We start from the raw sequence: 13,497 nt of genomic DNA on the forward strand, positions 1-13,497 counted from the left end.
AAACCCCGTAAGTTGCGGCGCTTTTAGGCAGAAGTGTCCATACCTGCAAGGCCAAGACTCGGCATTTTTGGTGCCATTTTCGTGATTTATTTTATGGCCCCGACCAACAGCTTATGCAGCTTGCTGTGGAGGATGTCATTTGCCGCCAAAACCTGAACATCTGCGATGTGCGGGCTGCGTCCCCGATAGTCGGTTACAAAGCCCCCCGCCTCGCGCACAAGCAGGCATCCAGCCGCCGTGTCCCACGGAGATAAGCCACTTTCCCAGAAACCATCATAGCGGCCAGCGGCAAGCCAAGCGAGATCAAGGCTCGCCGCGCCAAAACGCCGAATGCCCGAAACCGAAGGTCCGATGGCCCCACAAATCTTGGTCCATTCTTCAAAATCGCCATGGCCCTTATAAGGCGTGCCCGTCGCGATCAGGGCTTCGTTTAACTGACGGCGTGCAGATACCCGCAAACGGCGGTTGCCAAGCCAAGCCCCCTTGCCCCGTTCGGCCCAGAAGCTTTCGTCCGTGATCGGGTTGTAGACAAGGCCCGCGAAAATATCGCCCCAACCCGAACCATCGGGCTTTGGGTCTTGCACGGCAATCGAAATCGCAAAATGCGGAATGCCGTGCAGGAAGTTGCTCGTTCCGTCGAGCGGATCGACGATGAAGCGTGGTTTACCCTCCGCGCCTGCAATCTCGCCGCCCTCTTCCATCAGGAAGCCCCAATCGGGACGTGCGATTTCGAGCTCACGGAAAATCGTATCTTCAGCGCGCTCGTCGGCTTTCGATACGAAGTCTGCAGGCCCCTTTTGGGAAACCTGCAAATGTTCAATCTCGCCAAAATCGCGGCGAAGCTTGCCGCCCGCTTTTCGAGCTGCTTTTTCCATGATGGTCAAAAGACCGGTTAATGCTGGCATTAGTCAGCCTTCCGGACATATTCCCGTTCGTAGACATCGACCACGATCCGCGTACCCGCGCTGATGAACGGTGGCACCATCACACGCACGCCATTGTCGAGGATTGCAGGCTTATAGCTGGATGACGCGGTCTGACCTTTCACCACTGCGTCTGCTTCGACAATCGTAGCCTCGATTTGGTCCGGCAAAGCGACCGAGAGCGCTTCGTCATCGTACATTTCCATCACAACGTCCATGCCGTCCTGAAGGAAAGCCGCCGCATCACCCAGAAGGTCGCTAGGTAAAGTCACCTGATCATAGGTTTCCTTGTCCATGAACACCAGATTATCGCCCTCTGCATAGAGAAACTGGAAATCTTTCTGGTCAAGGCGCACTTTTTCGACGCTTTCGGCCGAACGGAAACGGATATTGTTCTTGCGGCCGTCGCGGAGATTCTTGAGCTCAACTTGCATATATGCGCCGCCCTTACCCGGTTGTGTGTGCGCGGTCTTTACGACACGCCATAGGCCGCCTTCATATTCCAATATGTTACCCGGCTTGATTTCAACCGCGTTGATTTTCATGAGTGCACTCGCTTGACAGATGGAAAGAGCAGGCACGCAAGAACGTGCCGATGGACGCGGCCTTTAACGATGACGGCGCAATTAGGCAAGCAATGCGTTGAACGCCCTGACCGCTTCGGCGGGACCCTGCGGATGGTTCCAAACCGCGCTGCTCACCGCTATGAAATCCGCGCCTGCATCGATTAATGGCTTGGCATTGTCTGATGTGATGCCGCCAATGGCAACGCAGGGGACCTCCGTCACAAATGACCATTTCTGTAACGTGTCGAGCTCAGCGACATGCTCCACCGTCTTCGTCGCTGTGGGGTAAAAAGCGCCAAAGGCTACATAATCGGCCCCGGCCTCGGCTGCCTCCATCGCCAGATGACGGCTATTGTGGCAGGTAACGCCAATCTGTGCGTCGCGGCCAAGCAGTTCCCGCGCCTCACGCACGTCGCCATCGCCCTGCCCCAAATGCACGCCGTCGGCTTTCAACCGCTTGGCCAAAGCCACACTGTCGTTCACGATGAACGCAACGTCATGCGCAGCGCAAATGGCCTGCAATGGTTCCGCGAGCGCCGCCGCCTCATGCTGCTCCAATTCTTTGACCCGAAGCTGAAACGCTGCAACGGGACCAGCGGATAAGGCAGCCTCAAGCTGGGCGGGAAATTCACCGCCTACGTCAAGCGGTGAGATCAAATATAACTGGCAGGGAAATTCTTTCATGCCGCGCTCATTAGCGGGGCTTTAGGCCGGCGGCAAACATCTTGCGCATTTACCACCGGCCCCTCTCCAAACTTAGGGCCAGGACCACTTAAATCCACCTTCGCGGCGTCAAAATGGCAAAGATATCGACGGAAAATGTCCGCCGCAGGCAGTAATTCTGCCTGCAAGGGCATTTTGCTTTGAGATCAAAGCCATTTTGACGTCCTTCGGATTTGACCCATACTGTCCATTGCCACGTTGGCAAGCTTGGACTTAGAACCACTAAGCCTGCGCTTTGCCGCCTTGCACTGAACAGTATGGCCTCAAACCGCGAAGGTGGATTTAAGTGGTCCTGACCCTAGGTTGCGGATGCTGCGTGGATTTCGTCAATGGCGCTGGCAAGTGCGGCATCAAATTCCTCTGCGGTCATCTGGTGACGTAAATCTTCCAACAAAGCGCGGGAGAAGCTGGCGATCATGCCTTTATTCTTGGCGAGTTCAGCACAAGCCTCGGGACGGGCATAGCCGCCGGAAAGCGCGACAACGCGCAGCACGCGCGGGTGATTGATCAGCGCATCAAACGTACCTGCATCTGCGGGAATCGACAGTTTCAACATCACCTTGTGGTCGGCCGATACGTTATCGAGCGCTTTCAAAATTTCATCGCGCAGGATGATGTCGCTGTGTGCGCGGTCAACGCTTTTGATGTTCACCTCAGGCTCGATAATCGGCATCAATCCAGCAGCGAGGATGTGTTCGGCCACATCAAATTGCTGCTTTACGATCGCGGCAATGCCGGATGGCGAGGCTTGATTGATGACGGACCGCTTTTTTGTGCCAAACACGCCTTTGGCTTTGGCGCGTTGGAGCAACGCATCCAAGTTTGGCATTGGCTTCATCATTTGAACGCCGTCTGCTTCGTCCTCAAGCCCCTTGTCTACCTTAAGGAACGGCACAACGCCGCGCTCTTGCAATGCCGTCGGCACGGGTTTGCCGCCTGCTTCACCGTCCATCGTGCGTTCGAACAATATCGCGCCCAGCACCTTCTCGCCGGAAAAGCTTGGTGCAGTAATGATCCGCGCACGCATGTTGTGGATAAGGCCGAACATCTCTTCTTCGGTCGTGTAGGCATCTTCTTCTATGCCATAGCCCTTGAGTGCCTTGGGCGTTGATCCACCGCTCTGATCGAGTGCCGCAATAAAGCCCGAGGCGGTGGACACTTTTGCAAGCATTTCGTCGTAATTCATTGTTGGCACCCCATAATCTGGCCTTGCATACGTATGCATCGGCAATTGAAAAAAACGGGGCATTGCCCCGCAGGTTAAGCGATATTCAAAGCATCGACCCCCGGAAGCGGCTTGCCCTCCATCCATTCGAGAAAAGCGCCGCCTGCAGTCGAAACAAATGTAAAATCTTCAGTCACGCCCGCATGGGCAAGAGCAGCAACGGTATCGCCACCCCCTGCAACCGACACCAGCGACCCTTCCCGGGTCAGGGCAGCCGCCGTCCGCGCCAATGAGACCGTTGCGGCGTCAAAAGGTTCAATCTCGAAAGCACCCAATGGCCCGTTCCACACCAAAGTCCGGCAGTTTTTCAAAACATCGGCCAATGCCTCAACAGCGGCAGGCCCCACATCTAAAATCATTTCATCCGCTGCCACTTCATGCACGTTGACCGTTCGGATTGGCGGGTTTGCGCGGAATTCGACCGACGTCACCACATCATAGGGCAGATGGACCGTGCAGCCTGCTGAATCCGCCGCATCCATAATCGCATTTGCTTGATCTGCCAGATCATGCTCGCACAAGGATTTTCCGACATTGACACCGCGCGCAGCCAAAAAGGTATTCGCCATACCGCCGCCGATAATCAAATGGTCAACCTGCTTGACCAGATTGTTCAGAACGTCGAGCTTAGTGGAAACCTTTGCTCCGCCCACGACAGCGGCCACAGGATGCTCGGGTGCGCCCAAGGCAGCTTGAAGCGCCTTCAACTCGGCCTCCATCGCACGACCAGCATAAGCTGGCAGGACATGCGCAAGCCCTTCAGTGGACATATGCGCCCGATGCGCCGCAGAAAAGGCGTCGTTTACGTAAAAATCGCCGTTGGCGGCAACCGCGCGTGCAAGTTCAGGATCATTCGACTCCTCGCCCGGCCAAAACCGCGTGTTTTCGAGGAGTGCGATATCACCATCGGCCAATATACCAATGGATTGCGCAACCACATCACCCGCTATTTCCGGCACGAACATGATCTCGCGGCCGAGCACCTCTTGCAAGGCATCAAGCACCATCGACACCGACATTTCGCTATGCTTCGCACCCTTGGGACGCCCGAAATGTGCGAGCAGAAGGACCTTGGCCCCCTTATCCGCCAGTTCCAGCACCGTCGGCAACAACGCACGCATACGCGTTTCATCGGTCACCCGCCCATCAGCCATAGGCACGTTCAGGTCAACGCGCACTAAAGCGCATTTGCCCTTGATATCGCCGAGGTCGTCGAGCGTGCGGAATGCCATGGATCAATCCTTACAGAAACTTGCCTATGACACCGGCGGTATCAACCATGCGGTTGGAGAATCCCCATTCATTGTCATACCAGCTCAACACGCGCACAAGCTTGCCGTCGATCACGGCGGTTTCCAAGCTGTCGATCGTCGAACTTGCGGGGCAATGATTATAGTCAATCGAGACCAAGGGCTCATCCGAATAGGCCAACACGCCCTTCAAAGCGCCTATTGACGCCGCTTTCAACAGAGCGTTGACTTCTTCGACGCTGGTATCGCGCGTTGGCGTGAAGGTCAGGTCAACGATGCTGACATTCGGCGTAGGCACACGGACCGCAGAACCGTCCAGCTTGCCCTTCAGCTCTGGCATAACTTCGCCAACAGCGCGCGCAGCACCTGTCGTTGTGGGGATCATCGACATGCCCGCAGCACGCGCACGACGCATGTCATCGTGGATTTGGTCCAGAATCTTTTGATCATTGGTGTAGCTATGGATTGTGGTCATCAATCCACGTTCAATACCAATGGCATCGTTCAAGACCTTCGCCATGGGCGCCAAGCAGTTGGTCGTGCAGCTTGCGTTTGACACGATGATATCGGCGGCGCTCAACACTTCATGATTGACTCCAAAAACAACCGTCTTGTCCACATTCTTACCGGGCGCGGAAATCAGAACGCGCTTTGCTCCTGCCGCGAGATGCTTTTCGGCGCTGACGCGGTCTGTAAAGAAACCGGTGCACTCCAACGCAATATCGACGCCATTGGCCGCGTGCGGCAAATTGGCCGGGTCACGTTCTGCCGTCACATGAATACGCTTACCGTTGACGATGATGTCATTGCCATCGGCCTCAACCGTGCCGGGGAAGGCCCCATGTACGCTGTCACGTTTGAACAACAGGGCATTTGCCTTGGCGGGTGCAAGATCGTTAATCGCGACCAGTTCCAGATCATGGTCATCGCGTTCCAGAATCGCGCGGGCGACCAAACGGCCGATGCGACCAAAACCGTTAATTGCTACTTTCACTGTCATATCTGCTCCTATCGGCCCAAGCGGGCGACAATTTGCGGGGTGATTTTGTCAGCCGTCAGGCCAAAATGTTCATAAAGCGCCTCAATGGGTGCAGAAGCGCCAAAGCTGTCGATACCGATCCGAAGTCCGTCGCCGACATAACGCTCCCACCCCATGGTTGTGCCAGCCTCAATGGACACGCGCAGCGTATCTGTTGGTAGCAGGTCCGTTTTGTACGACGCCGGTTGTGCGTCAAACCGCTCCCAGCTTGGCATCGAGACCACGTCCGCGCCAATGCCTTGTGCTTCGAGCCTGTCAGCCACCACAGTAGCAATCTCCACTTCCGAACCGGTCGCAACAAGGATGACTTTGCGTGCCGCTGTCGCCGCGCGCAATTTGTAAGCACCCTTGGCGGAGAAATTCTCGCTAATGTCCGTGCGCAGTTGCGGCAGATTTTGCCGCGAAAGCGCCAGCACCGAAGGCGTAGACGCGCTTTCAATCGCCAAGGCCCAGCATTCGGCGGTCTCAATCGTGTCACATGGCCGATACACATCCAAATTTGGGATAAGCCGCATTGACATAATCTGCTCAATAGGTTGGTGCGTCGGGCCATCTTCGCCAACGCCAATGGAGTCGTGCGTCATGACGTAAATGACACGTGTTTCTTGCAATGCGGACAAGCGAATGGCGGCGCGGCAATAGTCGGAAAAGATCAGGAATGTGCCGCCATAAGGAATGATACCACCATGCAGCGCCATGCCGTTCATCGCCGCAGCCATCCCAAATTCACGAATGCCGTAATTGACATAGCGACCAGAATAGTCGTTTTTATCCAATGTGTTGGTTGATGCAGTGCGGGTAAAGTTGGAGCCCGTCAAATCGGCAGAGCCACCCAACAGTTCCGATATCGCTGCCGTTGCAGCCGTCAGAGCGATTTCGGATGCCTTTCGCGTCGCAATCTTTTGCGGTGCGGCAATCAAGCTATCAAGATGCGGCTTCAGCCATGCATTCATTGGTTCGCCCGACATGGCGGTTGTGAACGCAGCAGCCTGATCTGAGACAGCCAACCGCGCATTCCACTCCGCATGTGCAGCTGCACCTGCTTTACCCGTTGCACGCCATGCCCCAAGGATATCCTCAGGTATTTCGAATGCAGGATAGGGCCAGTCAAGAGCAGCGCGTGTCGCAACGATTTCATCTGCGCCAAGCGGGCTGCCATGCGGCGCTTTGGTGCCTTCTTTATTGGGCGATCCCTTGCCGATTAACGTCCGGCAGGCGATTAATGAGGGGCGATTATCCGCCAACGACGCCTTAATTGCGCGCTCTATGTCATTGAAATTATGACCATCGCAGCTCTCAACATGCCAGCCACTGGCCAGATACCGTCCTGCAATGTCTTCGCTGGTGGAAAGGTCGGTCGAACCATCGATGGTGATACGGTTGTCGTCCCAGAGCACAATCAAGCGTCCCAACCCAAGATGCCCAGCCAGACCAACGGCTTCATGGTTAATGCCCTCCATCAGGCACCCGTCGCCAGCCACAACCCAAGTGCGGTGATCGACCAGATCATCGCCAAAGCGCGCATTCAAGTGCCGTTCCGCGATTGCCATACCGACGGCCATAGCCAGTCCCTGCCCCAATGGGCCGGTGGTGCATTCAATGCCGTCGATCAGGAAGTTTTCAGGATGCCCCGCACATGGACTAGCCAATTGACGGAAATTGCGGATATCGTCGATGGTCGGGCTTGCATAGCCCGTTAGGTATAAGGTCGCATAGGCGAACATCGAACCGTGGCCAGCGGACAAAACAAAACGGTCACGGTCGGCCCAATCGGGGGCCTTTGGGGCGAATTTCAGAAATTTTGAATATAGCACCGTTGCGACATCGGCCATGCCCATGGGCATGCCGGGATGGCCGCTATTTGCGGCCTGCACAGCATCCATGGCCAGTGCCCGAATTGCATTGGCCATTTGCTGGTCACTGACGGTCATGTTCTTTGTCCCCCACTGGTTACTCCCAGGTGGGAGCGGGTGGCGGGCACATTCATTTGAGCAGTACCGCCGAATCGATGGAACAAACCCATGCGGATTCAAGCGGAAAGCGTCAAGTGAGCGAGGGGGCTTTTCCCCATGAATTTGTGCTTATAAACGCGTTCACACATTTGCATAAGGCATAGTCTCTGCTAAGCTTCCTCAGCAAAGGAAACTAACCCATGATAGAACAACGATTTATTGTGGCAGTCGGCCGTATAGAGCGTGCCCTGTCGCGCATCGAAAAATCGGCAATCGCGCCTGCATCCGCAGGCGATAATGACCTTGCCGAACGGCATGAGAAGCTAAAATCTGAAACACGCATGGCCATTCAAGATTTGGACAAGATTTTGGCGGATGCGCGCTGATGCCCGACGTTAAATTATCTATCGCTGGTCGTGACTATTTCGTTGCGTGCAACGCCGGAGAAGAACAGCGCCTACTGGAACTGGGTGCTTTGGTGGACGCCACTGCGCTCGAAGTGGCTGGCGGCGCACGTGGCCTGACAGAAACGCGCGCGCTGCTGTTTTCTGCGCTTCTGCTCGCCGACAAACTGCATGAGGCAGGTGGCACAGCTACCGCCGATAATGTGGAACCTTCGTCCGCAATGTTGCAATCCTCCGATATATTAGAGGGGCTTGCGACACGACTGGAAAATCTGGCGCTAAGGCTTGAGAATTAACGCAAGTGGCTTATATTGGAACATGGCGGAACTGTCCGGCACGAACTGATGAGAACATCCCTGAGGCGATTATCTATCTAAGGGAGCTGTCCCTGCCTGGGCCGTTTGGGAAACCTTAAGGTCCAGATCACACGGTGCCCACCTGACGTCCTGGCGTCAGAGGATATTCCGGGAAACGACCCATGGTGGTTCCGCCAACATTTTTCAGGAAAAATTGTGCAACCAAATTTTGACAAGCAGTCGCAGCGGTTGGAATTCCGCCAAAAGCGTGACCGGTTTGTAGATGCACTGTCGCCGCAGGATCGCGCGCTGGCCTTTTCCCGTGTACCAAGTCCGATGGCGCAATATCTTTTACCTGGCAAGATTGTGGCCGGTTACATCGCTATTGGTTCCGAAGTTAATCCAGCCGCATTGTTGACACAGGCACATAAAATGGGCTGCGACATTGCCCTACCCCATGTCACGAGCAAGACCGCACCGATGCGCTTCCTGCGTTGGACGCCCGGTGATGATCTGGTTCCCGGCCCCTTTGGATTGCAGCAACCTGCCGAAGATGCCCCCTTATGCACGCCAGATGTCGTTCTCGCGCCGTTAGTGGCCTTTGATGCCCGTTTGATGCGGCTTGGACAAGGTGCCGGGCATTATGACCGCGCGTTAAGCCTACTGGACCAAGCCGTGGTTATTGGCCTTGCATGGTCCGTGCAACATGCACCCGCCCTCGCATCGGACATTTGGGACATGCCATTGGACGCTATACTCACTGAAAAATCATGGATGACCTTATGACAACACCACGCAAAGAACCCACTTGGCGGAAACCTGTCGGAATGATGGCAATATTGCTGATTATATTGCTCTGGTCCGGCATCATTGTCAGTGCATCCGATTTTATCGGGGCGCAGAACATTGCAATCCAGAGTATCATCTATCTGGTTGCAGGTATCATCTGGATAGCGCCGATGCGGCCGCTGATGATCTGGATGGAGACGGGATCGTTCCGGGCACCACCTCAAGCGTAAATACTTGAAAGAAGTGGCGCGAGTGACGGGGCTCGAACCCGCGACCTCCGGCGTGACAGGCCGGCGCTCTAACCAACTGAGCTACACCCGCTAACTTGCGGTGGGGGCGCACTATAAGCGGCGCAAGATTCTGTCAACGCCATTTGTCAGAAAAGGGCATATTCGGCGACATCACCTTTCACCAACTTAGGGCCATGTCCTTTTGAATTCACCATCGCGGCGTCAAAATGGCCTCAAACATCAATGGTTAATTTAACTGGTCCTGACCCAAACAAAAAAATGCCCTCATAACGTCACCCAGACGCCTCCAAGAAAGCCCGTAGAGCGCACATATAGACGTTGGTACGGTAACGGCACCACCGATCGTTCTTGAGCCCCTACGTGCCGCGTAGGGTCGCCCGTGCCGCGTTACAAATCAGGCTGTGAACAACAGGACTGGCGTCTCGATCAGTTTTTTGAGAGCCTGAACATAATTGGCGGCATCCCAACCATCGACGACACGGTGGTCGCAACTGATGGACAAGTTCATCAACTTGCGCGCCTCAATAGTGTCGCCAACAAACATGGGGCGCTCCACAATCTTGTTCGGGCCGATAATCGCCACTTCTGGACGATTGATAACGGGCGTGGTTGCAATCCCGCCGAGCGGGCCAAGCGATGTGAGTGTCAGGGTTGAGCCCGATAGCTCTTCGCTTTTTGCAGAGCCACTGCGCGCCGCGTCAGCCAAGCGCGCGATTTCGGTCGCCAATTGCCAGATATTCCGGTCCTGCGCATCACGAATGACAGGCACCATCAGGCCAGCATCGGTCTGCGTCGCCATACCCAAATGCACAGCGCCATGACGGGTGACGATCCCAGCTTCATCATCGAAACGTGCGTTGATCATCGGAAACTTTGGAATAGTCTTGCAAATCGCGACGATCAGCATCGGCAACATCGTCAGCTTTGGCTTTGGCCCGCGATTGGCGTTCAAGTCTGCGCGCATCGCTTCGATGGCGGTAACGTCGAATTCCTCGACATAAGTGAAATGCGGGATATGCCGTTTCGACGCTGCCATATTGTCGGCAATCCGGCGGCGCATGCCGATGACCTTGACGGCCTCATCCGCGCGCCGCGCATGGAACTGCGCAGGGCGATAGCCCAACTGCGCTCCATAGGTTAAAAACGCATCGAGGTCGGCGTGGCGAACATGCCCGCCTGCTGCCTTGACGTCTGCCAAATCGACACCAAGGTCTTTGGCGCGCTGACGCACGGCGGGCGATGCCGTGACCTTGTCGACGGCGGGTGTGGCATGCTGCATTGCTGTTGGGGCGACGGGTGGGGTGGCAACGGGTGGAGGGGTGACTTCTGCGATGGAGACAGGCTCTGGCGCATGCGGATTTTCATCTTCGACCACAGCCAAAATCGCCTCTTTTGCTGGCTTTTCCACCTCATTGTCGGCATCGCCAGCGACCTCAATTTCCACAAGCATCGCGCCAATGGCGATCACATCGCCCGCTTCGCCCGCAACCTTGGTGACAACACCCGAAACCGGGCTTTCCATTTCAACCGTCGCCTTGTCGGTCATCATATCGGCAAGAGGCTGGTCTTCGGAGATGATATCGCCAACCTTCACGTGCCAAGCGACGATTTCGGCCTCTGCAATGCCTTCACCAATGTCAGGCAGATTGAATGTAAATTTGGGCATCGCGTCAGTCCTTCATGATCTTGTCAAAGGCGCGGGCAAGCCGCACGGGTCCAGGAAAATAGGCCCATTCCAGGCTGTGTGGGTAAGGCGTGTCAAAGCCCGTGACGCGCTCAACAGGCGCTTCAAGATGATAAAAACACCGTTCCTGCACCTGCGCTGCCAATTCCGCGCCAAAGCCGCTTGTTCGCGTCGCTTCATGCACGACCATGCATCGGCCTGTTTTCTTAACCGATGCCTCGATGGTTTCAATGTCGAGCGGCAACAATGTACGCAGGTCAATGATTTCGGCGTCAATGCCATGTTCGGCGACGACAGCCTTTACGACATGCACCATCGTGCCATAGGTTAAAACGGTAACCGCCGCGCCTTCCCGCACAACAGCAGCCTTGCCCAGATCGATACGATAATAGCCTTCGGGAACTGCACTTCCGTCATGTTTTGACCATGGCTCAACGGGGCGGTCATAATAACCCGTAAATGGGCCATTATAGATGCGTTTGGGTTCGAAAAAGACAACCGGATCATTGTCTTCAATAGCCGCGATCAAAAGGCCCTTGGCATCATAAGGTGTGGCCGGAATCACGGTCTTGATCCCACACACATGGGTAAATAGGCTTTCCGGGCTTTGGCTATGCGTCTGCCCGCCGAAGATGCCGCCACCAAAGGGCGAACGCACCGTCATAGGGCAAATAAAGTCATTGGCCGAACGGTAGCGCAAGCGCGCCGCCTCGCTCACCAATTGGTCAAGGCCGGGATAGATATAATCGGCAAACTGAATTTCGGGCACGGGGCGAAGGCCATAAGCCGCCATGCCAACGCCAACGCCAATGATGCCGCATTCGCTAATCGGGGTATCGAACACGCGCGTCTTGCCATGCTTGGCTTGCAACCCCGCAGTCGCGCGGAACACGCCGCCGAAATAGCCGACATCTTCGCCCATGATGACGACTTCGGGATCTTTGGCGAGCATGATATCCAAAGCGCTGTTAATCGCCTCAATCATATTCATCGTTTTTGTGGCAGGCTCTGACATCAACGCGCCTCCCAATCTGGACCAAATTTATCCTCTTGTTCCTCAAGCATTTGCGCGCATTGCTCTTTCAAATGCCACGGCATTTCTTCAAACACATCCTCGAACATCGTCTCGAACGGATGATGCAAGCCATGGCCGAGAATACCATTTTGTTCAGCCTTTTTCTGAATGGCCTTCACATGGTCCGACAATTCCACGAGCAGCGCGTCATGCTGCGCATCGCTCCACGCGCCGATGGTAATGAGGTGGTCCTTCAACCGCGTGACGGGGTCGCCCAACGGCCACAAAGCATATTCCTCTGCCGCCCGATATGCGCCGGGGTCATCTGAAGTGGAATGCCCTTCCCCGCGATAGGTGAAATATTCAATCAGCGTTGGCCCGCCATTATTGCGGGCGCGGTTGGCGGCCCATTGCATCGCCGCGTAAACCGCCAACGCATCATTGCCATCCACGCGCAAGCCCGCGATACCATAACCGATGGCCCGCGCGGCGAAGGTCGTCCGCTCGCTTCCCGCAAAACCGGAAAAGGATGAAATCGCCCATTGGTTATTCACAACCTGAAAAATAACCGGCGCGTTGTACACAGCGGCAAAGGTCAAGGCGTTATGGAAGTCACCCTCCGCCGTTGACCCATCACCGCACCAAACCGCCGAAATACGCGTGTCTCCGCGTGAAGCAGATGCCATCGCCCAACCCACGGCTTGCGGATATTGCGTGGTCAAATTGCCCGATATGCTGAAAAACCCATATTCCTTGGCCGAGTACATGATCGGCAGTTGGCGGCCCTTCAGCCGGTCACCGCGGTTGGAATAAATCTGGTTCATCATGTCCACGAGCGGATAATCGCGTGTGATCAATATGCCCTGCTGACGATAGCTTGGGAAACACATGTCATCAAAATGCAGCGCCATTGTCGCTGCAACCGACGTCGCCTCCTCGCCAAAGGACTTCATGTAGAAGCTCGTTTTGCCCTGCCGCTGTGCCCGAAACATACGATCATCAAAAGCACGCAAAAGCAGCATTCTTCGCAACATGACCTGTAGAGTAGCGACATCAAGTCCGGGGTTCCAACTGCCCGTTGCCTGATGGTCATCGCCAAGCACACGGACAAGACCATAAGCCAAAGGGTGAATGTCGGCCGGCATTACATGTTCGTCGGGGCGCGGATGGGCATCCACCGCAGGGACAATGATATCGCTAAAGTCGGCGACATCGCCGGGGCGGAATTTTGGTTCGGGGATGTGCAGATGCAGCGGCGCGAGATTGTCTTTCGTAGATTGCACCATGTCCATCTCCGCTCTCAACCGCCTGAACGACTCAGGCAATTTATTATCCATGCTTGATATAATATTTCAAACAGGACTTTAGGTCAACATAGCT

Annotated in this window: 14 protein-coding genes and 1 tRNA gene; 4 read left to right on the top strand and 11 right to left on the bottom strand. The window is 55.4% G+C overall.

What is annotated here, in order from left to right:
* Positions 1-86: 86 nt before the first annotated feature.
* The 7 genes from HEQ18_RS04020 to tkt all read right to left on the bottom strand — a co-directional run bounded on the left by HEQ18_RS04020 (position 87) and on the right by tkt (position 7,657).
* Positions 87-905, bottom strand: a complete 819-nt coding sequence (locus HEQ18_RS04020; RefSeq protein WP_397604578.1) for an inositol monophosphatase family protein — start codon at positions 903-905, stop codon at positions 87-89.
* Positions 905-1,468: an elongation factor P gene (gene efp / locus HEQ18_RS04025; protein ID WP_295491160.1), complete on the bottom strand. Its 564-nt coding sequence runs from the start codon at positions 1,466-1,468 to the stop codon at positions 905-907. The genes HEQ18_RS04020 and efp overlap by 1 nt, the downstream gene beginning before the upstream one ends.
* A gap of 81 nt (positions 1,469-1,549) precedes the next feature.
* Entirely contained in the window at positions 1,550-2,173 is a 624-nt protein-coding gene (thiE, locus tag HEQ18_RS04030) for a thiamine phosphate synthase (RefSeq protein WP_432815610.1), read from the bottom strand.
* A 337-nt stretch (positions 2,174-2,510) separates the two neighbouring features.
* Positions 2,511-3,398 (bottom strand): fructose bisphosphate aldolase, encoded by an 888-nt coding sequence (locus HEQ18_RS04035; protein WP_432815611.1) that lies wholly within the window; start codon positions 3,396-3,398, stop codon positions 2,511-2,513.
* 74 nt (positions 3,399-3,472) lie between these two features.
* Entirely contained in the window at positions 3,473-4,669 is a 1,197-nt protein-coding gene (locus HEQ18_RS04040) for a phosphoglycerate kinase (RefSeq protein ID WP_397604581.1), read from the bottom strand.
* Between the two features lie 10 nt (positions 4,670-4,679).
* A complete protein-coding gene (gene gap, locus HEQ18_RS04045) occupies positions 4,680-5,687 on the bottom strand; it encodes a type I glyceraldehyde-3-phosphate dehydrogenase (protein WP_397604582.1) in 1,008 nt (335 codons plus the stop codon).
* Between the two features lie 8 nt (positions 5,688-5,695).
* Positions 5,696-7,657: a transketolase gene (gene tkt / locus HEQ18_RS04050; RefSeq protein ID WP_432815612.1), complete on the bottom strand. Its 1,962-nt coding sequence runs from the start codon at positions 7,655-7,657 to the stop codon at positions 5,696-5,698.
* A gap of 221 nt (positions 7,658-7,878) precedes the next feature.
* Between tkt and HEQ18_RS04055 the strand changes: the two genes are divergently transcribed.
* The 4 genes from HEQ18_RS04055 to HEQ18_RS04070 all read left to right on the top strand — a co-directional run bounded on the left by HEQ18_RS04055 (position 7,879) and on the right by HEQ18_RS04070 (position 9,397).
* Positions 7,879-8,064, top strand: a complete 186-nt coding sequence (locus HEQ18_RS04055) for a hypothetical protein (protein WP_397604584.1) — start codon at positions 7,879-7,881, stop codon at positions 8,062-8,064.
* Positions 8,064-8,378: a cell division protein ZapA gene (locus HEQ18_RS04060; protein ID WP_432815613.1), complete on the top strand. Its 315-nt coding sequence runs from the start codon at positions 8,064-8,066 to the stop codon at positions 8,376-8,378. Before HEQ18_RS04055 ends, HEQ18_RS04060 begins: the two co-directional genes overlap by 1 nt.
* A 216-nt stretch (positions 8,379-8,594) precedes the next feature.
* Complete coding sequence (locus HEQ18_RS04065; RefSeq protein ID WP_432815614.1) at positions 8,595-9,164, top strand: 5-formyltetrahydrofolate cyclo-ligase; 570 nt, start codon at positions 8,595-8,597, stop codon at positions 9,162-9,164.
* The gene (locus tag HEQ18_RS04070) at positions 9,161-9,397 is read left to right on the top strand and encodes a DUF2842 domain-containing protein (RefSeq protein WP_397604587.1); all 237 of its coding nucleotides are present in this window, start codon (positions 9,161-9,163) and stop codon (positions 9,395-9,397) included. Before HEQ18_RS04065 ends, HEQ18_RS04070 begins: the two co-directional genes overlap by 4 nt.
* Before the next feature lie 14 nt (positions 9,398-9,411).
* Here HEQ18_RS04070 and HEQ18_RS04075 read toward each other — a convergent pair.
* From HEQ18_RS04075 to HEQ18_RS04090, 4 genes are all read right to left on the bottom strand, one after another.
* Positions 9,412-9,488, bottom strand: a tRNA-Asp gene (locus tag HEQ18_RS04075).
* Positions 9,489-9,812: 324 nt separating this feature from the next.
* Positions 9,813-11,084 carry a dihydrolipoamide acetyltransferase family protein gene (locus HEQ18_RS04080; RefSeq protein WP_432815615.1) on the bottom strand — a complete coding sequence of 424 codons (1,272 nt, stop codon included), beginning with the start codon at positions 11,082-11,084 and terminating at the stop codon, positions 9,813-9,815.
* Between the two features lie 4 nt (positions 11,085-11,088).
* Positions 11,089-12,117 carry an alpha-ketoacid dehydrogenase subunit beta gene (locus HEQ18_RS04085; RefSeq protein WP_432815616.1) on the bottom strand — a complete coding sequence of 343 codons (1,029 nt, stop codon included), beginning with the start codon at positions 12,115-12,117 and terminating at the stop codon, positions 11,089-11,091.
* Entirely contained in the window at positions 12,117-13,403 is a 1,287-nt protein-coding gene (locus tag HEQ18_RS04090) for a thiamine pyrophosphate-dependent enzyme (protein ID WP_432815617.1), read from the bottom strand. Before HEQ18_RS04090 ends, HEQ18_RS04085 begins: the two co-directional genes overlap by 1 nt.
* Positions 13,404-13,497 lie beyond the last annotated feature (94 nt).

Source organism: Sphingorhabdus sp. (assembly GCF_050921905.1).
GTDB lineage: Bacteria > Pseudomonadota > Alphaproteobacteria > Sphingomonadales > Sphingomonadaceae > Sphingorhabdus_B.